At 65.7% G+C, this 19,220-nt stretch carries 19 protein-coding genes; 7 read left to right on the top strand and 12 right to left on the bottom strand.

Going from position 1 to position 19,220, the window contains the following annotated elements; genetic code table 11:
- Positions 1 to 67 precede the first annotated feature (67 nt).
- The 3 genes from DB31_RS51670 to DB31_RS45155 all read right to left on the bottom strand — a co-directional run bounded on the left by DB31_RS51670 (position 68) and on the right by DB31_RS45155 (position 2,839).
- Positions 68 to 1,285, bottom strand: coding sequence for a serine/threonine-protein kinase (locus DB31_RS51670; RefSeq protein ID WP_075306184.1), 1,218 nt, complete (start codon positions 1,283 to 1,285; stop codon positions 68 to 70).
- A 206-nt stretch (positions 1,286 to 1,491) separates the two neighbouring features.
- The gene (gene sitI6, locus DB31_RS24750; protein ID WP_044192068.1) at positions 1,492 to 2,208 is read right to left on the bottom strand and encodes a SitI6 family double-CXXCG motif immunity protein; all 717 of its coding nucleotides are present in this window, start codon (positions 2,206 to 2,208) and stop codon (positions 1,492 to 1,494) included.
- Between the two features lie 100 nt (positions 2,209 to 2,308).
- Complete coding sequence (locus DB31_RS45155; RefSeq protein ID WP_157232144.1) at positions 2,309 to 2,839, bottom strand: hypothetical protein; 531 nt, start codon at positions 2,837 to 2,839, stop codon at positions 2,309 to 2,311.
- A gap of 158 nt (positions 2,840 to 2,997) precedes the next feature.
- Here DB31_RS45155 and DB31_RS24740 point away from each other — a divergent pair, with 158 nt between their 5' ends.
- From DB31_RS24740 to tnpC, 5 genes are read left to right on the top strand one after another with little or no spacing between them, the layout of a single operon-like run.
- The gene (locus DB31_RS24740) at positions 2,998 to 4,092 is read left to right on the top strand and encodes a trypsin-like serine protease (RefSeq protein WP_083968652.1); all 1,095 of its coding nucleotides are present in this window, start codon (positions 2,998 to 3,000) and stop codon (positions 4,090 to 4,092) included.
- The gene (locus DB31_RS51665; protein WP_075306182.1) at positions 4,079 to 4,573 is read left to right on the top strand and encodes a trypsin-like serine protease; all 495 of its coding nucleotides are present in this window, start codon (positions 4,079 to 4,081) and stop codon (positions 4,571 to 4,573) included. The genes DB31_RS24740 and DB31_RS51665 overlap by 14 nt, the downstream gene beginning before the upstream one ends.
- Positions 4,521 to 4,850 carry an IS66 family insertion sequence element accessory protein TnpA gene (tnpA, locus tag DB31_RS24735; protein WP_044191885.1) on the top strand — a complete coding sequence of 110 codons (330 nt, stop codon included), beginning with the start codon at positions 4,521 to 4,523 and terminating at the stop codon, positions 4,848 to 4,850. The genes DB31_RS51665 and tnpA overlap by 53 nt, the downstream gene beginning before the upstream one ends.
- Entirely contained in the window at positions 4,844 to 5,212 is a 369-nt protein-coding gene (gene tnpB, locus DB31_RS24730) for an IS66 family insertion sequence element accessory protein TnpB (protein WP_044191884.1), read from the top strand. Before tnpA ends, tnpB begins: the two co-directional genes overlap by 7 nt.
- A gap of 43 nt (positions 5,213 to 5,255) precedes the next feature.
- Positions 5,256 to 6,734 (top strand): IS66 family transposase, encoded by a 1,479-nt coding sequence (gene tnpC, locus DB31_RS24725; protein WP_240486867.1) that lies wholly within the window; start codon positions 5,256 to 5,258, stop codon positions 6,732 to 6,734.
- Between the two features lie 241 nt (positions 6,735 to 6,975).
- Here tnpC and DB31_RS24720 read toward each other — a convergent pair whose 3' ends face one another.
- Complete coding sequence (locus tag DB31_RS24720; protein WP_044191883.1) at positions 6,976 to 8,076, bottom strand: Vgb family protein; 1,101 nt, start codon at positions 8,074 to 8,076, stop codon at positions 6,976 to 6,978.
- Positions 8,077 to 8,162: 86 nt separating this feature from the next.
- On the opposite strand from DB31_RS24720, the gene DB31_RS24715 reads away from it, so the two are divergent.
- Positions 8,163 to 8,510, top strand: coding sequence for a GFA family protein (locus DB31_RS24715; protein ID WP_044191882.1), 348 nt, complete (start codon positions 8,163 to 8,165; stop codon positions 8,508 to 8,510).
- A 40-nt stretch (positions 8,511 to 8,550) separates the two neighbouring features.
- Here the strand turns inward: DB31_RS24715 and DB31_RS24710 are convergent, their stop codons facing one another.
- From DB31_RS24710 to pxpB, 7 genes are all read right to left on the bottom strand, one after another.
- Positions 8,551 to 9,903 (bottom strand): DUF1552 domain-containing protein, encoded by a 1,353-nt coding sequence (locus DB31_RS24710; protein WP_044191881.1) that lies wholly within the window; start codon positions 9,901 to 9,903, stop codon positions 8,551 to 8,553.
- Positions 9,900 to 11,600, bottom strand: coding sequence for a DUF1592 domain-containing protein (locus DB31_RS24705; RefSeq protein WP_075306180.1), 1,701 nt, complete (start codon positions 11,598 to 11,600; stop codon positions 9,900 to 9,902). The genes DB31_RS24710 and DB31_RS24705 overlap by 4 nt, the downstream gene beginning before the upstream one ends.
- A 219-nt stretch (positions 11,601 to 11,819) precedes the next feature.
- Positions 11,820 to 12,413, bottom strand: a complete 594-nt coding sequence (locus DB31_RS24700; protein WP_044191880.1) for a hypothetical protein — start codon at positions 12,411 to 12,413, stop codon at positions 11,820 to 11,822.
- Positions 12,414 to 12,587: 174 nt separating this feature from the next.
- The gene (locus DB31_RS24695) at positions 12,588 to 13,748 is read right to left on the bottom strand and encodes an NIF family HAD-type phosphatase (protein WP_157232142.1); all 1,161 of its coding nucleotides are present in this window, start codon (positions 13,746 to 13,748) and stop codon (positions 12,588 to 12,590) included.
- Positions 13,749 to 13,779: 31 nt separating this feature from the next.
- Positions 13,780 to 14,496: a 5-oxoprolinase subunit PxpA gene (locus tag DB31_RS24690; protein ID WP_044192061.1), complete on the bottom strand. Its 717-nt coding sequence runs from the start codon at positions 14,494 to 14,496 to the stop codon at positions 13,780 to 13,782.
- A gap of 20 nt (positions 14,497 to 14,516) precedes the next feature.
- On the bottom strand, positions 14,517 to 15,446 hold the full coding sequence (locus tag DB31_RS24685) for a 5-oxoprolinase subunit C family protein (protein WP_044191875.1): 930 nt from the start codon (positions 15,444 to 15,446) through the stop codon (positions 14,517 to 14,519).
- Positions 15,443 to 16,123 carry a 5-oxoprolinase subunit PxpB gene (gene pxpB / locus DB31_RS24680; protein ID WP_044191873.1) on the bottom strand — a complete coding sequence of 227 codons (681 nt, stop codon included), beginning with the start codon at positions 16,121 to 16,123 and terminating at the stop codon, positions 15,443 to 15,445. The genes DB31_RS24685 and pxpB overlap by 4 nt, the downstream gene beginning before the upstream one ends.
- A 181-nt stretch (positions 16,124 to 16,304) precedes the next feature.
- Between pxpB and DB31_RS24675 the strand changes: the two genes are divergently transcribed.
- On the top strand, positions 16,305 to 17,279 hold the full coding sequence (locus DB31_RS24675) for a terpene synthase family protein (RefSeq protein WP_157232141.1): 975 nt from the start codon (positions 16,305 to 16,307) through the stop codon (positions 17,277 to 17,279).
- A 4-nt stretch (positions 17,280 to 17,283) separates the two neighbouring features.
- Here the strand turns inward: DB31_RS24675 and DB31_RS45150 are convergent, their stop codons facing one another.
- Positions 17,284 to 19,212: a two-component system sensor histidine kinase NtrB gene (locus DB31_RS45150; RefSeq protein ID WP_052420210.1), complete on the bottom strand. Its 1,929-nt coding sequence runs from the start codon at positions 19,210 to 19,212 to the stop codon at positions 17,284 to 17,286.
- Positions 19,213 to 19,220: the final 8 nt, after the last annotated feature.

Here is a 19,220-nt window from a genome sequence, read left to right as displayed (position 1 = left end):
ATGTCATTGCTGATTTGTCTGACAGCGATCGCGTCCTTGTGGATGTGAACTCCCCGCGGACTGATAATCAGAAGGGAATATCATCTTCAGAGGATGGGCACCTAGAGCACCCAGCGAGAATTGTGTTTTTATTGGCATCCAAAAAGGTGAGGCGATTGCCGCACTTTGCGCAACTGGGAATGGTGTAGTGCTGGTGCCCGCAGTCTGCGCAGAAAGGAGCATTGTCGTATTCTGCGCCGCATTGTGCGCAAGGATAGACTAAAGGAGATCTGCAATCCTTGCAGAACGATTTGGTGGTTGCCTCTACAACTAGGGGATTCTCATATTCGCCTGTAAACTGGTCCCAAGTAGCACATGTAAGGTTAAGGCAAAGCGCGTCTCGAGGCTCCGATCGACTGATGCCAGGTGCCTCTAGGCGGTTCAACGCTCCAAGGAATTCCTTAGCAGTCTGAAAGCGTTGTGCAGGATCGGAATGGCACGCTTTACGGAGTAGTTCCTTGGCAACAGGAGGTAGTTGCAACATGTCAGCAGCAGGAACCTCGGGCATTGAGATGCGGCGGCCTGCAAGCAGTTCAAAAAGGACGAGTCCGGCAGAATAAAGGTCAGTGCGGTGATCGACATCGCGCCCTTCTATCTGTTCCGGAGATGCGTACCGCCATGTGGCAGGGTGTCGCCCTTCTCCAGTGATTCGTGTTAGTCCGGGGATGACACCTAAACTCACTCCTATCGAAAAGTCGATGAGATAGCAGTGCCCGTCTTTCGAGAGGAGAATGTTAGCTGGCTTAACGTCTCGATGCACGAGGCGGTGCGAATGAGCGCAAGACAAGGCAGCTAGAACCTGCTTCATGTAGGAGGCTGCGAGTTGCGGAGCAGTTCGGCTTTTTTCGACTACTGTCTCCAGACTGGTACCATCAATGAACTGCATGATGATGTAGGGTATTGGCGCTTCGCCACGCATGGGCATGTCGCCAGACGAGATCACGAAAGGGATGGAAGGGTGTTGAGCGATGGCGAGCATACGTGCCTCGTGCTCGAATCGCTTCCTGCCATTGGGATCTGCGCGGAACCTTTGGTGATCGAAGAGTTTGATTGCAAGATCTCGCCTCAGGCGCGTCTGGGTAGCCCGGTAGACGTTACCCGAGCCGCCAACACCGAGGCGTGGTCCAAGGACAAGGTTAATTGATTTGAAGTACTCGACGTAATCGCGAGGAGGAGGCTCCTGCGGCGCGCTATCGGTTGAGATGCCTTTGAGCTGGGGTGCACGCTTTGGGGAGTGGGTTGCCATCGTCGCGCCGTCCTTTCGAGACGCTTGAAACGATAGCTCTTCCTAAGACAAGGAAGCCCGTAGGTGTTATCTGAACAGGCGGTCAGGTGGGATGGGGATGGCGCTGGATCCCTGCTCTCGGTCAGGAGTAGTAGGTTCTTGCTTCCTCACCTGCAAGACTGCACGGAGCAGATGTCGAACCTCCACAGGCGCTCCGGACTCTAGGGTCACCGCACGGTAAGAGCATCGCATTCGGCACCATCCAGCCCTAAACGCCGCACGGTATTCATGAAGCGCTCCGTGCCGATCAGAGTTGTCTCGAAGTCGGCCAGCCGGAACAAATCGCATTGATCAGGCAAAGAGGCTGCCTCCAGGATCATAATCTCTGGACGGCGGGCGCCGAGGCGGTCGCAGTGCGCACAGCGCGTGGGGAACTCTGGCAAGAAGCAATCCGGGTGAAGGTTTCCCTGCGCGGTCAGTTCCAGTTCAAGCAACTCCGGCGGGTTCTTTTGACGAAAGCGAAGCCGGGTGGGAAACGCTCGCAGCCCTCGCAACCCTGCCGACTGAAGGCGCTCCCATGCTTCTCGGCGGATGAGCGGCATCCATGCGCTCTGAAGGAAGAACTGGCCAAAAGAGCCAGAAGCCGTTCCTTCCAACGGACCAAACTCCACTCCTGGCAAAAGCTGCGCGCCGGGCGGCACCAGCGGACGGACCAACTCCCGCCGGCGCGCGAATTCATCGAGGGGCTCCGGCTGGGCTTTCTCGAACGCGGCGCGCTCGGGCAGTGACGTGAGATCCACGCTGGGGAAAGCCGAAGCGCTTCCAGCCCAGGTCACGCCACAGGTGGGACAGCTCAGACCCGGCAACCCCCACGGGTGGGAGGCGTCGAGGTGGCCGGTCTGCCGAGGCTCCCGCGCCTCACGGATCCAGTAGTAGCGGCTCATCGACTCTTCTTGGTACGGCCGTGCCGAGGCGTTCGTCAGCATCTTCCGCTCTTGGGTGCCCATTTACGAGGAACTGGGTTCGGCAACACGCAGCCTGCACTCACGAGCCCGTCCACTCCGCGCCCTGTAGCATCGCCTTGAACTGAGGGTAGAGCGGCTCGATCTGCAACGCTTGGCACCACTGCTGGAAGTACTCGGCGAGCCGATCGCGGCGTTCGTGCGTCTCCGCGTGGTACAGCTCGAAGTCCTTGCGGTTCTGAACTTTGTCACCCACCAGCATGGCGTTGACCTCCGCCAGTGGGGAGAGCCGGATGCCTTCGGGTGGCATGGGGCGATGCGAGACGTACTCGTTGGCCACGGAGCGGTACTCCATGGCGAGTCCCAACACGAAGGCCCCGTCAGGAACAGTCTCCAGCGCCCGGGTGATCTGGGCGTACTGGCTCTTTAGATCCGCGTCGCTCTGAACGAGCGGGTGCAGGCAGAACGCTCGCATCGCCTGAAGCGATGCGCCGGTGCAGAGCATGACTGCCAGCCCTTCATGAATGTGGTTCATGAAGGGAACCTGGCTGCGCTTGGCGCTCTGTGTGCCGTAGAAGTTCTGGATGAGCCCGTGCTCGGTGCTCTGAAGCACCCCCGACATCTTGAGGGCGGTCCACGTCGACGGATGCAGGGCAGGGGAGTTTGGCGCGGACATTCAGGGGGAGCCGGTGCACGCACGCGCGTGCACCGGCAGAGCGCGACGGGGTGTCCACCCTGAGTCTGCTATGCTCCTCAGCGAGCGTACAGAGGATGAAAGGACCGATGTGGGTCTGCGACCAGGGCACTTCGGGGAGGAACTTGAACTGGCGGCATACGAGCAGCGGGCTTCTCCCCACGGTGTTCACGATGGGCGCCGTGGCCTTGAGCCACGGGTGTTCCAAGGATGCGCCCCCGTCCGCTGAACCCGGCCGTTCTAGCGCCTCGTCGGCGCGGCCCGCAGGGCCCGAAGCTTCCGAGGCGCAGCAACAGATGCGGGGCGGCGGGGCACCCGGGAATCTGGAGTTCCAGCCGTTCGACAGGCGCCTGCTCGATCATGCGGGAACGTTGGACCGTGCGAATCAATACGCATCCACCGTCATGGTGGCCCCGCAGGGCTTGAGTGTGAATGGCGGTTGTAGCGGCATTCTCCTCCATCCCCGGCTTGCGCTCACGGCGGCACACTGTGTTTGCCCACGGCGTCAGGTGGTTCTCCCGGAGGGAGGGCAGGGGACGCTCATCGACGGGACTGACTGCTCGGCACGCGCCAGTGTGACGACCGTCACCTACGAAGCCTCGGAGAACCCAGAGAGGCCTACCCTCCGGATTCGCTCCTTTGAGGGGCAGGTCCGTTCTCATCCCCGCTTCAAACTTCTCTTGGATGAAGCGGGAGCCGCGAGAACGAGCTCTGCTGATCTCGCAGTGGTCTTGTTGGATCAACCTGAGGGACCTCCCGCCGTGGACGTGCGGCTTCCTGACTCCGAGGTTCAGGCGCAGGAATCCCTCATGATGACCGGTTATGGCCATGATCGCGTCGTAGGGGGGCGTCATGGGGCTCGCTACTTCAAGAAGAGTCAGGTGACGCGGGCTCCCACTTCGGAGGACCCTCGAGCGCTGTACGCACAGCAGGGGTCCTCTCTCTACGAGGGCTTCGACGGTGGGCCGTGCTTCCGGGAGGAGGGGGAGGGACGGTGGCTGGTGGGGATTTCGGGCTTGAGCACAAAAGAGGGACTGTCATTCACCAGCACCTTCTTCTTCCGGGACTGGCTGAACTCGGAACTTGAGCGGGCCAGGGTGACGGGGGTTGCTGAGTCGTCAGCAACTCCGCCAATGGCTCCGAGGGGAAGAGTGCTCGATGCCGCACCGTGAGAGCAGAGGCATGCGTTTGTGGGCACTGCTGGGCGTCCTGGGTGTAGGCCTGGGATGCGCAGCACAGGCTTCGGGCGAATTCCCTGCGGATGATGAACAGGCCTCACGCACTCGGTCTGGCACGTGGCCTCGTGACACGCAGTTCTTCATGTTGAACGCTCAAGAGGACACGGAGAACCGCTACCTGTCCACGCTCATTGTCGAGAGCGAAGGCTCACCGTATGCCTTCTGCAGTGGCGTCCTGTTGGAGCCGAATCTTGTCCTGACAGCCGGCCACTGCGTGTGCGTGACCGGCAAATCTCCTGACAGCGTGGACACTTCGACGTGCGCGAAGCGGGCCAAGGTGACGGGCTACGTCTGTATCCGTCCGGCGGACGACGTGCTGAGAGACCTTGTTGAGTTGAGCGAGGTGGGACACCCCTGGACCCATGACCAAGCCAGCCGACAAGCCGCAGTGGGTCCGCATCGCCGAGCAGTTTGAGCAGAGCGGACTGACGCAGAAGCAGTTCGCCCAGCAGCAAGGGCTGCCGCTGAGTACCGTGCAGTCGTGGGTTTACCGGCGGAGGCGCCAAGTGGCCGCGCCCAGTGCACCGCCTGTGCGCCTGCTGCCGGTGGAGGTGGCCGCGCCGGCCATGAGCAGCGCGGGGAAGATGGAGGTGCTCACCGCCAGGGGCGTGCGCGTGAGCTTCACGATGGGCACGGACGTATCCTACGTGGCGCAGTTGGTGGCGGCGCTGGAGCGTGGTGGCTCGTGCTGACGCTGCCCTCGGCGGTGCGCATTGTATTGGCCACCGAGCCGGTGGACATGCGCAAGTCCATCGACGGACTGATGGCGGTGGTGCGCTCCAGCTTTGGCGAGGACGTCTACTCCGGGCATCTGTTTGTCTTCGTCAGTCGGAGGGGGGACCGGGTAAAGATTCTCACCTTCAGCCGGGGCGGCTTCATCCTGTACTACAAGCGCCTGGAGCAAGGCCGGTTCCGGCTGCCGCCGGTGGAGGCGGATGCGCAGTCTGTGAGGCTGGATGCCACGCAGCTGGCGATGGTGCTGGATGGTATCGATGTGGCGGAGGTGAAACGGCCCGCTGCCTGGGAGCCCCCCAACCGCACAGCCGCCTCGTGAAGTAGGAGGGAAGTGCGCCTACCCGGTGGGTTGTTGGAAGCCGGTGCCCCGAGAGCTGCCGTTAGACCATTTCTGCCCCTGGAGAGAAGAGGCCGAGGAGCTGCGCGAGCGGCTCACCACGCTCGAGGCGAAGATGGCCGCCTTGGAGCGGCATGTGTTCGGAAAGAAAGCCGAGCGGCTGCCAGGTGTGCAGCAGCAGCTGCGGGGCGAGCAGTCTGAGCAGGAGGCTGCAGCCAGAGCCCAGGCGGCCCTGGAGAACAGAAGGCAGCGCGCGGCCCGCAGGGCGGACGGGGCTGTGACTCGACAGGTGCACCACGCGGTGTCCGAGCAGCAGCGCCAGTGTCCTTGCTGCGGCAGCCACGAGTTGAAGCCTCTGGGACAGGGCCGCACCAGCGTCCTGTACGAATACATTCCGCCGCGCTTCGAGCGGCAGGTGCACGTGCAACAGGTGCTTGCGTGCGCGTGCGGGCAAGGCGTGGTGACGGCGCCTCCGCCGCCCAAGGTGGTGGACAAGGGGGAGTACGGCCCCGGCTTCATCGCGCACGTGGTGGCCTCCAAGTGTGCCGACGCCATGCCCCTGCATCGGCTGGCCCAGCGCGTGGAACGAGGAGGTGTGCCCATGAGCCGCAGCACGCTGACGGACTTGTTCCATCGCGCCGCCGAGGTGGTGGCTCCGCTGGCCGCGCGTCTGCTGCTGCTCATCAGCCAGGCCCCCGTAGTGTGGGCCGATGAGACGCCGGTGCGCGTGCTTCAGGTGAAGAAGACGAAGCTGGGCTACCTGTGGACCTTTCTCACCCAGAATGAGCAGGGACAGTGGCTCATCGGCTACCGCTTCAGCATGGGCCGCTCGGGCAAGACACCTCAGCAGGTGCTGGGCGGCACCGAGGGCGCGCTCGTGGTGGATGCGTACACCGGCTACAACCCGGTGACACTGCCGGGGGGGCGGGTGCGTGTGGGCTGTTGGGCCCACGTCCGCAGGAAGTTTTTCGACGCGCTGGCCACCGCGCCCGAGGCGCAGCAAGCGTTGGACCTCATCCTCGCGCTCTACCGCGTGGAGGCCCAGGCCGTGCAGGCCGGGATTGTGCGCACCGCGGCCCACCGTGCCCTGCGGCAACAGATGAGTTCCCCGGTGCTCATGAGGCTACACGAGTGGCTTCAAGTCCAGCGCACGCAGCACCCGCCCAAGAGCCCTCTGGGGCAGGCCATCCGCTATGCGCTCAACCAGTGGCTGGCGCTGGGCCACTTCACCCAGGACGAGCGCCTGCCTCTGGATAACAACCGCTCTGAAGGAGCCCTGCGAAAGGCCGCGCTGGGCCGAAAGAACTTCCTCTTCGTCGGGCACGAACAGGCCGGGGCCAACCTCGCGGGCCTGTACGCGCTGGTGGCCACCTGTGAGGCCAACGGCCTCAACCCCGAGCTGTACCTGGCTGACGTGCTGCTGCGCGTGCAGACTCACCCTCACTCGCGCATCGACGAGCTGCTGCCTCACCTGTGGAAGCCGCGGGACGTCGACTCGTCCTGATCGCGCTCCGCTCCAGCCTCAACGCCCCTCGTTCGACTCGAGCTCGCGATCCTCGCCGAGCACAGCACCGGTCCGTCCTCAAGCCCGTCAGCACGTCACTGACCGGACGGATACCTACGTCTACAAGAAGCAGGAGAACGGCTACGTGTTCACCAGCCTCTTCCCACACCTGGGGTGGTTGAAGGAACTGAAGGCGCAGGCCAAGAAGGTGAAGGAGTTGTAGCGAGACCGCTGCCGCCGGTTACTTCGGGAGGCGCGTGTAGAGGATGCCGATCGGACGGACCAGGTGCTCCTCGGGGGGCACGAACAGCGCGCCCGCCTGGCCCGCCAGCGGGTTCGGCGTGTTCCCTTTGCCGTCGAAGCGCAGAATGGCGCCCTTTGCCTGTCCCTCGGGTGTGTTGTCGAAGCCCACGGTGAACAGGTTGAAATCCGCGCCGAACGTCAGGCTGCCCAGGTTGTTCTTCGTGGGCACGGTGCCGGAGTAGTTGGTGGACAGGGTCGCCTCGAGCGCCCGCGTGCCCAGGTCATACCGGCGGATGTCGTTGGCGAAGTCGCTGACGAAGAGATCGCACGCGCCGCTCGGGGTGCCGCAGTCGGGCCCGAACACCAGCCCGAGCAGGCTCACGTAGCCCGCGCCTGCCGGAGACAGCGCTGGCTGATCGATGAAGACCTCGCCCTGGCGTGTGGTGATGTCATAGCGCAGCACCTGGCTGGGCAGCCCCGGGAAGGTCGGCTGTCCGTTGACGGCGATGGTGCCCTCGGTGCTCACGTACAGCTTGCCGTCCGGGCCGAACACCAGCGCATTGGGGCCGTTGAGCCCGCCCGGCTGTCCCGAGCCCGTGGCGAACACGTCCACGAAGGCGCCCGTCTGGGCGTTGAAGCGCAGCACCTGATCGGTGAGGAAGCTGCTCACGTACATCCGCTGGTCCGGGCCAAACGCCACGCCGTACGGACGGATCAGGCCGCCGCCCGAAGCGAACCGGTCGATGAACTTGCCCGTCTTCGCGTCATAGCGCAGCACGGCCGAGTTCTGCGCGGTGTCCCCGCTGGCGACATACAGGGAGCCGTCCGGACCGATGACCAGCGAGTCCGGGGCCACCAAGTCTCCGCTCCCCGCGGTCACGAAGTCCCCGAGGAACTCGCCCGTTTGCTCATCGAAGGAGACGATGTTGTTGGCCCGCGTGTTGCCCACCAGGAGTACCCCTCTGTCTAGGGGCTTGGCGGGCTCGTCCTCCCCACAGCCCACGGCCAGGGAGAGCACACACGCGCTCAGGAGCGCCGTGGCGCGGAAACGAGAAGCACTCCACTTCGAGGACAGCTTCGAAATCAGCAGAGGGTTCATGGCAGGACCATAGATGAAAGAGGATGCGCAGACACAGGGGCTAGGGCATACCCTCCGCCGAAACGCTGAGCCTGGGAGGGATTGCGATGAACTACAAGGGAAGCTGCCACTGCAGAGGTATCGCCTTCGAGGTGGAGGGGGACATCAAGCAGGTCGTGTCGTGCAACTGCTCCATGTGTTCGCGGAGGGGCTCGCTGCTCTGGTTCGTTCCTCGGGACAGCCTGCGTCTGACAACGCCCGCGGACCGGATGGGCACTTACACTTTCAACAAGCACGTCATCCAGCATCGGTTCTGCGCGAAGTGCGGCATTCACCCGTTTGGAGAGGGCACCGATCCCTCCGGCAACCGCATGGCGGCGGTCAACGTTCGCTGCCTCGAGGGCGTGGACTTCACCGCCATCCCCGTCCAGCACTTCGACGGCCGCTCGCACTGAGAGGGCTTTGAGCCTCGGGAGTACCTGACTGGAGGCGGCCCTACGCCAGGTTGGGCAGAAGGCCGTCCCCGTCGTCGCCGAACTTCGTCGCGTTCACGCCCACCGCGCCGAGCATGGACACGAACAGCTTCGCGATGGGCACGCCCTGCGTATAGAAGTTCAGCGGGTCCTTGTAGACGATGTGCCGCCCCGGCCGGATCTTCCCGCCGCCCTTGCCGGCCAGCAGCACCGGCATGTTGAGCGTGTCGTGCAGGTTGGACTCGCCGATGCCGCTGCCGAAGAGCACCACCGAGTTGTCCAGCAGCGTGCCGTCCGGCTCCTGCACCGCCTTCATCTTCCCAAGCAGGTAGGCGAACTGCTCCACCTCCCACTTGCAGATGGCGCTGTACATCTTCTGGCTCTGCGAGCCCGCGGCGATCTCATGGCTCAGCGTGTGGTGACCCTGGCTCACCGGAATGGAGCCGCCCCGGCCGTCCGGAATCGAGAGGAAGGGATAGCTGGTGTCGTCCACCGCCTCGCCGTACATGAAGGTCGCCACGCGCGTCAGATCGCACTGGAACGCCAGCACCACCATGTCCAGCATCAGCTTCACCTGCTGGCGCACATCCGAGGTCTGCGCCGGCCGCGTGCCCGGGGTGCACTGCGCCACCCGCGTCTGCTGCACCCGCTGCTCCAGCTCGCGCACGCCCGTCAGGTACTCGTCCATCCGGAGCCGATCCTCCCGCCCCAGCTTTGCCTCGAGCCGCTCCGTGTCCTGCTTCACGGAGTCCAGCACGCTCAGGCGCCGCCGGCGCCGGGCCTCGGCCGCCTCGGCGCTCTGCGAGCCGGTCTGGCCCTCGAAGAGCCGGTCGAAGAGGATGTCCGGACGGATCTCCTTGGGCATTGGCGTGGAGTTGGCACCCCAGGAGATGTTGTTGTGCAGCACGTACGAGGTGCCGCTCTTCGTGCCCAGCTCCAGCGAGGGGAAGCGGGTGTACTGCTTGAGCTGGGCGGCGGCGACCTGGTCCATGGACATGCCGTTGCGCAGCGGCAGCTCCGCCACCGAGGTGCCCGTGAGGAACGTGGACGTGGAAGCCACGTGCCCCACGTCCACCGAGGAAAAGTGGCTCGGCTTGTTCGCCAGCCCCGAGAGCACCAGGAAGTCGCTCTTGTAGGACTCCAGCGGCGACAGCAGCGGGCTCAGCGTGTAGTTCTCGCCGCTGGTGGTGGGGTACCACTCGGCCGGGTACATGCCGTTGGGAACGAAGAAGGCCATCATTCGCCGAGGTGACGGCTGGCCCGCAGTCTGCGCCCGCGCCAGGGAGGGGGCCATGGCCTCCAGCACGGGCAGCGCCATCAGCGTGCCTGCGCCTCGGAGGAAGGTTCGCCGAGACAGCTCCCAGGACTTCTTCATTGGTGAGCCTCCTGCTGCGAGGTGCGCATCCGGAACGTGGGACTGAGGGTGAGCTGCACCAGCAGCTCCTTCATGCGGTAGCCCTGATCTCCAAAGGACTGCGTGAGCTGCTTCAGCACTGCCTCGTCATCCACCTCGGGCTGGCGGCCCAGGGCGTAGGTGAAGAGGTGGCGCACCATGCAGCTGGGCAGGGCCGCATCCGCCTTGAGCGTGCGGCCCAGCTCGATGGCCCCGTCGAACGAGCGCCCATCCGGCAGCGTGCCGCGCGCGTCGATGGCGTATTCACCATCTGTGGCGCGCCAGGCACCAATGGCGTCGTAGTGCTCCAGCGCGAAGCCGATGGGATCCATCTGCGCGTGGCACGAGGAGCACATGGGCGAGCTCACGTGCTGCTCCATGCGCTGGCGCAGCGAGCCGGTGGTGGGCCCGGAGGGAAGCTGGGGAATGGAAGCAGGAGGAGGAGGGGGTTCTTGGCACAGCAGCCGGCCCAGCACCCACTTGCCGCGCTTCACCGTGGAGTTGCGCGTGGGCGTGGCGTTGAGCGCGAGGATGCTGCCGTGGGTGAGGAGGCCGCGGCGGTTGCTGCTCTCGGGCAGGGCCACCCGCGTGAAACGGACCGGATCGAAGGTGCCCGGAATCCCGTAGTGCGCCGCCAGCGCCGAGTTCACATAGGTGAAGTCCGCGTCCAGCAGATCCAACATGCTCCGGTCCCCTTTGAGCAGCTCGGCGAAGACGAGCGCCGTCTCCTGGCTCATGGCCTGCGCGAGCTGGAGCGAGGTGAAGGTGGGGAACAGCGCGGGAGAGGGCTGCGCCTGAGTGAGCTGGCGCGTGCGCAGCCACTGGCTGGCGAAGTTGTCCACCAGCGCCTGGGCTTTCGGAGCGGACAGCATGCGCCGCGTCTGCCGCTCCAGCTCCGCGGGCTCTTGCAGGGTGCCCGCCTCGGCCGCCGCCATCAGCGCCTCATCCGGCGGGCTGCTCCAGAGGAAGTACGCCAGCCGCGTGGCCAGCTCGTGCGGGCTGAGCAGGTGCGAGCTCACCACGCCGCGAGACGGATCCACCTCCACGCGGAACAGGAAGTGCGGCGAGGTGAGGATCGCCTGCATCCCCACGCCCAGCGCCACCTCGAAGGAGTCCCCAGCCGCGCGGCTGGCCTGCACCAACCCCATCAGCCGCTCCACATCCTCGGAGGTCAGCGGCCGGCGCCACGCCTTGCGCCCGAAGCTGGAGAGGATCTGCCGCGCGCACGGCGTCTCGTTCACGCCGGAGAAGTCACACGTCAGCAGCCGTGCCCGCCCGTCCGCGTTGCCGGAGGCCAGCGCTGAGCTCACCAGATCCTCCGCCGCCAGTGCGTACTTCTCCAGCAGCAGCGAGCCGATGCCCAGCACCTGCGTGTTGTTGTCGTAGCCGTCCACCAGGTCATCTGCGGGCAGCACCTGCGAGGTGGTAGCGCTGGGGCCCAGCAACTCGCGCACTGTGTTCAGGTACTCGGTGCGGGTGAGCCGGCGAATCGCCTGCGAGGGAATGGGGCCCACCGCCACCTTGTCCCCATCGCCAGGACCCTTTCCCTCCGAGTCCGTGGGCATTCCCTGACAGCCCGCCAGGGTGATCAGCAGGGCTCCCCAGGCGCCCCACGAGCGCAGCCAGGGGGTGTTTCTCCGGGAGCCAGCACCGCGACGACCCAAGTCCGTCCGACGCATTTCTCACCTCGTGAGAATCACTTCTCCGAGGATGATGGCATGCATTTCTTGGTAAGTGAGAAGCGAATTCTCACTGGCTGAAACGAGGCGGGGACGGCGCAATCGAGGCGGAGACTTCGGTGCGGACTGGAAGGATTGGCGCCTGAATCCAGACATGCGTACCGCAGGCGCTGGAGACTTCGCGGCGGGCTGAAATCCCGCCGACGGACGGCGAGCGGCTCACGGCTTGGGGCCGGAGCTGACGCGCGCGGGCAGGGCGAGCTTCTGCTTGTCGAGCTTCTTCAGCCGCTTGAGCACCTCGCCCATGGAGGGCGGCGGCTTCTCGTTGAGGGCGTCGAGCACGGGGCCCGAGAGCAGCTCAAAGGTCTTGCCCTCGCGGCCCAGGTAGATGGCGGCCTGATTGAAGACCTGGTCCGCCTTGGGGCCCGTCACCGGCATGTACCGCGTCAGGGTGATGACGTCCTCGAGGCCATCGTCGTTCACGTCCTTGAAGACGGCGCCCTCGAAGCGGAGCACGGGCCAGCTCTTGTCCGCAGGCGTGGGCGCCAGCGTGCCGAGGAGCTTCTTGTCCTGCACCAGGTGTAGCTGGAGGGGCGGTCTCGCGGTGAAGTCCATCACCGGCACGAAGAAGAAGGCGCCGGTGCTCTTCATGGAGACGAAGAGGACTTTCTTGGGGACGGGCTCCTTGCCCCCGAGTGCCTCTTTCACGAGGGCCAGCTCTCGGCCCTTGGGCTTGCGCTGCTTGACGGCGCCAGCCTGAGCGGTGCCTCCCACGAGGCACAGTCCGAGGAAGAGCGGAACGAAGACCCTCATGCGACCCTCCACCTGAATCCAGCACTCGCCGTGGAGCGGGTCTCCACGTGCGCGGACAGTATGGCGAAGAAGCGGCCCGGCGTCGCCGCCCTGTGTCCGCCGTGCACGAGGAGCGGCCGGTGTTGGTCAACCTTTCCGCTTTGCCTGAATCTCGAGGGAGGGTCGGCGCCCACTTCAGAACTTCTGATCCACGGTCTCGGGATTGCTGCGCACGGAGTCGATGGCTTGGGCGCGATCCAGGCCGCCGCTCTCCATGAGGAAGCGCACGGTGAGCTGCCCCAGCCATGAGTAGGGCAGGAAGGCCCTCGAGAAGCCCACGCCCTTCTGGTTCATGTACTGGGCTGACTCTTCGAGCTCGCGCACCACCTCCGCCAGCGAGTCATCGAAGGCCTTGCGCACCCGCGGATCCCCGGGGGATGCGCAGTAGTGCTTGGCCTCGAACTTCTTGATGACGCGGGCGTGGGTCAGCTGATCGTTGAAGAGGCGCACCGGGTTGTCGTCGACGATGATCACCTTCTCCGAGACTCCCTTGGCCTTGGGATCGTCATTGAAGATGCGCAGATCCTTGGAGGGCTCGCGGACGGGGTTGTTCTTCGGCTCCTCGGCCTTGTCCTGCAGGATGAGGTGGCTGTTGGTGAGGACGCCAGCGATCTCGGGGGACTGGAGGAGCGGGGTGCCGTGGAACTTCCACTGCTCCAGCCGGGCGAGGGTGGGATCGTCCAGGTTGGCGGAGAAGATGACGATGGCGCCGCCCAGTGCCCGGATGCGCTCGAAGGCCTGCTGCCAGCCGGGGATGAGCTTCACGTTCGGCGTGCCAGCGGCCTGCGCTCCCTGCATGACGAAGTCGGCGCACGTGACGGGAGTCCTGGCCGGGTCGTACTGGCTCCAGAGCGTCTCATCCAGATCGAACACGACGATGAACTTCGCCTGGCGGAGCTGCTCCACATCCAAGGGGCGCTCGAACTGGTTCTCTTGCACCCGCTTCAGGGCGGTGGCGAAGGCCTGCTCCGGATCGAGGCTCGCGTTGGCGCGGGTGAGATCGCGGTAGTGGTTCTGCAGCTCGACGGCCTGGGCGCGGGTGAGCGAGTAGCGCTCCATGAGCCGGGTGATGGCGAAGAAGGGAGGCGGGACCTCGTTGGGTTTGGCGAACCTGTCGGTCCAAGCGGGCAGCGGCGGGATCACCCGATCGCCGAGCGGAGCGGGTGGAGCGGTCTGGGCGTCTTGCGGAGGTGGCTCGGACTGTGGGGAGGGGGCAGTCGTCGCGCAGCCGAGGATCGGCGCGGCAGACAGGAGGGAAACGAGCAGCGGCATCGACAGCGCAGGGGTTCGGTTCACGGCTCCTCCCGGGGTAGAGGGAGGAGCCGTTTTACGTCCTCGCGGTGCGGGCCTGGGACTTTTTCGTCAGCGCATCGAGCGCGGCACGGACCTCTCGCGCCACGGTCACCGCGCCTGGGGTGTCGCCATGGACGCAGAGGGTATCGATGGATCCCGCCTGGGCCAGGCGGATCGCGTTCTGCCGGGCCACCTGGGGATCGGTGATGACGGCACCAGGCTGGCCTCGGGGAATGAGCGAGCCGTCCGGCAGTATGCCGCGATCCGCGAATCCTTCCCGAGCGTAGGCGAGCCCCTCTCCCTGGGCCGCCTCGCGCAGTGCGCCGGAGGGCGGGCCGATGACGGTGACGTCGGAGCCGAGCACCTCGCGCACTGCGGACACCACTGCCCGCGCCAGCTCCGGGGACTTGTTGGCCGAGTGGTAGAGCGCACCGTGCGGCTTGGCGTACTTCACCGGCAGGCTCAGGGCTCGGGCCTGGGTGGCGAGCCGGGTGCACTGCTCCACCACCTGGGCGCGCAGCACCTCGGGAGGCACGTCCAGAGCGCGCCGCCCGAAGCCCTCGCGATCCGCGTAGGAGGGGTGGGCGCCGGCCAGGGTTCCATGGCGGAGGCACTGCTCCAGGGCGGAGCGGATGGAGGCTTCATCCCCCGCGTGGCCGCCGCAGGCGATGTTGGCCACATGGGCGAGCGCATAGAGCTGCTCGTCCTCCCCGGGCAGCTCACCGAGATCAATGTTGAGAAGACAGTCCATGGACGTCGCTCCTTCCGCCATCACACCACCGCCGTGTCGAGCCAGGACTGCAGCTCGTGCAGGGCCTGCCGGGCCTCTTCGAGCGCGACGGCACGGAAGCTCACCCTGTCTCCCAGCCACAGCTGTGCGAGCTTGGGCACGTCGGCGCGGATGACGTGTCCGAGCCGAGGATAGCCCCCGGTGGTCTGCCGATCCGCCATCAGCACGATGGGGTTGCCGTCCGGAGGGAGCTGAAGGGTCCCGGGGGCGACAGGCTCCGAGAGCTGCATCCCGGTGGACTCCGTGGGCAGGGGCGTGCCTTCGAGCCGGTACCCCACGCGGTTCGAGCGCGGCGAGATCCGGAAGCGCGAGCCCGTGAAGCGCTCGAGCGCCTCGGGCAGGAGCCGTGTGCCCTCCTCGGGGATGAAGCGCACCACGTCGCGAGGTTCGTACCAGCGCTCCCAGCCTGACGGGACCGTTCTCGGCTGAAAGGAGGGCTGAGGCTCCAGCTCGAGCACATCCCCCGCGCGCAACGGCCTGCCACTGAGCCCCCCCAGTCCTGTCTCGATGTCGGTGGCCACACTGCCCATGAAGGGCCGCGCGCCGCGAGCCAACCCTCCAGCCACTGCCACATACGCTCGCGCGCCCTGAACTCGGGCACCGAACTTGAGTACCTGCCCGGAGCGGGCGCGGTGGGCCTGAGCCAGCGGCAGCCGAATTCCCTCCAAGGTGGCGCTGAGATCCGCTCCTGTCACCGCGAAGGTGGCCTCTTCCTCGAACACCAGCTCCGGTCCTAGGGCCGTCACCTCGAGCGCCGCAGCCTGGGCACTGTTTCCTACCAGACGATTGGCGAGCGCCAGCGCGAGCGGATCCATCGCACCGCCCGGAGACACGCCCCACCGTCCGTGCCCCGGCCGGCCAGCATCCTGGATCGTCGTGAACAGCCCTGGCTTCTGGACGTGGAGGCTCACTGCACGCCTCCGCCGAGCTCTCGAAACTGAGCTTCGGTGATGGAGACGAAGCGAAGGTGATCTCCCACACCCAGGGTCACGGGCGGATCCACTCCTGGATCAAAGAGCTTCCAGGGAGTCCGCCCGATCAGCCGCCAGCCACCCGGGCTCTTGAGCGGATAAATGCCTGTCTGCTGGCCACCGATCCCAACCGACCCAGCAGGTATGGTGGGGCGAGGCGTCGCCAGGCGGGGTGAAAACAAGCGGGGATTCAGCCCGCCCAGAAATGGGAAGCCGGGACGGAAACCCAGCATGTAGACAATGTATTCAGGAGCCGTGTGGAGGCGGACGAGCTCCTCCACGGTGAGGCCCTTCTCTTGTGCGAGGGGCTCGAGATCCGGCGCGACGGACGGGTGGTACCAGACCGGCACTTCGATGATCCGGTGGGGGGTGGCCTCGGGCCTCGCGCGGGGGAGCGCGTCCTCCAGCCAGCGCCGTACCCGCTCGGGATCCACCTGTAGCGCGTCGTAGTGGACCATGACGCTCGCGTAGCCGGGCACGAGATCCACGACCCAGCGCTCACGCCAAGAATCGAGGACGCGCAAGGTCGCGACGACGCGCTCATGGATCTCCAGGGAGATGGCGTCTCCGAAGCGGAGGATGAAGGCTGAATCACCCATCGGTTGGAGGTGAGGCATTTTCGTCACATGCATGACTCTAGCGGTGTTTCATGAAGCGACTGGCGCGAAGCGTTACAGGAGCCAGGAGGTGCGGCCCCACCTGACAGGTCCCGGAAACATGCGGTAGGCCGCCTGTCCACGTTACGATGTCTCCAGGCCCAGGAGGGCGATCACTGGGCCCATACAGGGGGAGTTCACGTTGAGGACCATCGAAATCCCGGAGCTGTATTGCCCGTTTCCAGCAGCCATCAGTCCTCACGTGGAAGCGGTCCAGAAACAGGTCAACCAATGGATGCAGGCCCGGCGCTACTTCCGCACGGAGGCGCAATTGGAGCGCTTCAAGGCGGCCAAGTTCGCCTGGCTGACGGGCCGGGTGCACCCGGATGCCAGCTTCGAGGATCTGCTCCTGGTGGCCACTTACATGAGCTGGCTGTTCCTGGTGGATGATCTGTACGACGAGGCGGAGATGGGGCGCTACCCGGAGCGCTTGAAGGCCCAGCTCGGCGAGATCATCGATCGCATGAAACATCCCCGTCCCCTGCGGGGGGATGAAGGCCCGGTGATGGTGGGCCTGGCGGACCTCTGGGAGCGGATGCGCCAGCGCGGCACGCCCCGCTGGGAGCAGCGCTTCATCCAGACCTTCGAGGGCTACGCCTACGCCTGCCACTGGGAGGCGGAGAACCGGGCCAGCCACCGGGTTCCCCCGCTGGCCGAGTACATGGAGTTCCGGCGGCACACCTCCGCGCTCTATCAGTTCTTCTCGCTGGTGGAGCTGGTGGAGGGAGTGGCGCTGACGCCGGAGATCCTCGAGTACGTCCACGCGCTGGAGGTGCGGGCGGACGATGGCGTGTCCTGGGTGAACGATATGCTCTCGCTCGACAAGGAAGTACGGGCGGGGGACGTGCACAACCTGGTCCTCGTTCTGCAGCATGAGTACGGGCTGAGCGCGCAGGGGGCAATGGACCATGCCGCGCGGCTCTACAACCAGCGCATGCGCGAGTACGTGGAGCTGGAGCGGGGCCTGCCCTCCTACGGGCTGGAGACGGATGTGGCGCTCCAGCGCTACTTGAAGGGCCTGCGCTGCTGGGTGCGCGGCAACCTCGACTGGTCCTACGAGTCCGGGCGCTACGGGAAGGCCTTGGCCGTGATGACCGAGGTGCGGGCCGCTTCCTGAAGGGTCAGGCGAAGGCGCGCTCGGCGGGGGCCTCGGCGGCGGTAGGCAGCTCCAGCGTGAAGGTGGCGCCCTGGCCCAGTCCGGGGCTGGAGCAGGTGAGCCGGCCCTTCATCTCCATGGCCGCCAGGGCGCTGATGTGCAGGCCGAAGCCGTGGCCGTCCTTCTTCGTCGTAAAGCCCTGGGTGAACATGCGCGCCGTGTTCTCCGGGGCAATGCCGATGCCGTTGTCCGACACCTGGATCAGCAGGCGCCCGCTCTCGGAGGCGGGGTGGATGCCAATGGTCAGCCGCTTCTCCCGAGTGCCGCTGGAGATGAGCGCGTCTCGGGCATTGCTCAGCAGGTTCACCAGGATCTGGAGCAGCCGGTGCCTGTCGAGCAGCACGGGGGGCACACCCGCGTAGTCGCGCTCGATGCGGATGCCCAGGTTCTCGAAGGAGACGGCGTGCAGGCGCAGCGCCTCGTCGATGAGCTGGGGCACGTACAGCTCCTCCGAGGTTCCAGCGGTGCGCGCGTACTTCTGCTGCATGCTGATGACGAACTTCATGTGCTCGATGCTGTCGCTGAGCGAGCGCAGCTCCTTGAGCGCGGCGGTGTGCTCTTGCTGGAGCTGATCGGACAGGGCGGACAGGTATGAGGGCAGCAGCTTGCCCTGGGGATCCTCTGTGAGGAACCGGCACAGATCCGGGGTGCGCTCCTCCATCAGAGCGCAGGCCCGGGACAGCCCGGGGAGGCGGGACTGGCGCAGCTTGTCGATGACGAGCGTCGTGGAGACGTTGACGCTGTTGAGGGTGTTGCCCACGTTGTGCAGCACGCCGGTGGCAATCTCCGCCATGCCTGCCTGGCGGGACACGTCCACCAGGGTTCGGTGCATCTCTCCCAGCCGCAGCTCCGCCTCCTTGCGCGCGGTGATGTCCCGGGCGAAGACGGTGACGCCCTTGATGCGTCCCTCGGTGTCGTGGATGGGGTTGACGCTGATGTCGAACGTCATGTGGACACCGTCGAGCTCCTGCTCCTCCTCGTAGCGCTGGCGCTGTCCGGCGAGCGCCAGGGACAGCCGCTGCTCCCAGAGCTCCCGCATCTCGCCGAGGTGCTCAGGGAAGAAGGAATGGCCCACCACGGGCGCTTGGCCGAAGAGTTTCTGGCACACCCGCTTCGCCGCGGTGTTGGCGGTCACCATCCGCCCTTCGGTGTCCAGGGAGATCACCAGATCATCCGTGCTCTCGATGAGGCTGGACAGGTGGTTCTCGCTGTCGCGCAGCTCCTTCAGCGTGCGCTCGATGGTGCCCTGGGCCTCGGTGAGCGCGGAGCTGTGCAGCGAGCCCAGCCCCCAGGAGCTGAAGAAGGAGAAGGCGGCGCAGAAGTAGAGCGGCCACAGGAGCATGTCCGCCAGCCCCCTCGCGCCCTGGCCGAACTGCGTGTAATAGAACGGGAAGAGCAGCGACACACAGACCCAGGCGAGCGCCACGAAGAGTCCCCGCCGCGCGCCCAGCAGGTAGACTGCCAGCGCGGGCTGCAGCATCAGCCCCGCGTGCGTCCCAAAGTAGGGCGCCCCATCCCGCAGCATGACGAGCAACGTCCCGCCTCCCACGAACGAGGCGGCGCACAAGATGCTCGCCGGGAGCAGGTGGGACTTCACACGCCTCAACATCACCGTCGCGGAGCCATAGAGCACGCAGAGGATGCCCACGACGATGCGCAGCCCGGGCTCGGGGAACGTCACCACGCTGATCACGGCCAGCAGCAGCAGCAGGACGCTGCTCCCCGCAAGGACACGGTTGCGCACCAGCGCCGAGGGCGTGCCTTGCCGGAGCTCCTTCGAGAGCAGCGAGTCCAGGCGGTCCAGGATCCACGACCGGGGTTTTCTGGAGGTTCCTTCTGGAACCGAGGAGCGGAATGAGTCAGAGAGGGCCGCAGAGGAGGAAGTGCTTGCCATGATGTACC

It is taken from the genome of Hyalangium minutum (assembly GCF_000737315.1).
GTDB classification, from domain to species: Bacteria; Myxococcota; Myxococcia; order Myxococcales; family Myxococcaceae; genus Hyalangium; species Hyalangium minutum.
Note: the sequence above shows the minus strand (reverse complement) of the source record. Positions and strands in the feature narration are given on the sequence as shown.

Coding starts and splice junctions, on each gene's coding strand:
- DB31_RS45150 (WP_052420210.1), bottom strand. CDS start 19,212: ATGGCAAGCACTTCCTCCTCTGCGGCCCTCTCTGACTCATTCCGCTCC.
- DB31_RS24690 (WP_044192061.1), bottom strand. CDS start 14,496: ATGGACTGTCTTCTCAACATTGATCTCGGTGAGCTGCCCGGGGAGGAC.
- pxpB (WP_044191873.1), bottom strand. CDS start 16,123: ATGCCTCACCTCCAACCGATGGGTGATTCAGCCTTCATCCTCCGCTTC.
- tnpA (WP_044191885.1), top strand. CDS start 4,521: ATGACCAAGCCAGCCGACAAGCCGCAGTGGGTCCGCATCGCCGAGCAG.
- DB31_RS51665 (WP_075306182.1), top strand. CDS start 4,079: ATGCCGCACCGTGAGAGCAGAGGCATGCGTTTGTGGGCACTGCTGGGC.
- DB31_RS24705 (WP_075306180.1), bottom strand. CDS start 11,600: ATGCGTCGGACGGACTTGGGTCGTCGCGGTGCTGGCTCCCGGAGAAAC.
- DB31_RS24700 (WP_044191880.1), bottom strand. CDS start 12,413: ATGAGGGTCTTCGTTCCGCTCTTCCTCGGACTGTGCCTCGTGGGAGGC.
- DB31_RS24715 (WP_044191882.1), top strand. CDS start 8,163: ATGAACTACAAGGGAAGCTGCCACTGCAGAGGTATCGCCTTCGAGGTG.
- DB31_RS51670 (WP_075306184.1), bottom strand. CDS start 1,285: ATGGCAACCCACTCCCCAAAGCGTGCACCCCAGCTCAAAGGCATCTCA.
- sitI6 (WP_044192068.1), bottom strand. CDS start 2,208: ATGAGCCGCTACTACTGGATCCGTGAGGCGCGGGAGCCTCGGCAGACC.
- DB31_RS24740 (WP_083968652.1), top strand. CDS start 2,998: ATGAAAGGACCGATGTGGGTCTGCGACCAGGGCACTTCGGGGAGGAAC.
- DB31_RS24720 (WP_044191883.1), bottom strand. CDS start 8,076: ATGAACCCTCTGCTGATTTCGAAGCTGTCCTCGAAGTGGAGTGCTTCT.
- DB31_RS24710 (WP_044191881.1), bottom strand. CDS start 9,903: ATGAAGAAGTCCTGGGAGCTGTCTCGGCGAACCTTCCTCCGAGGCGCA.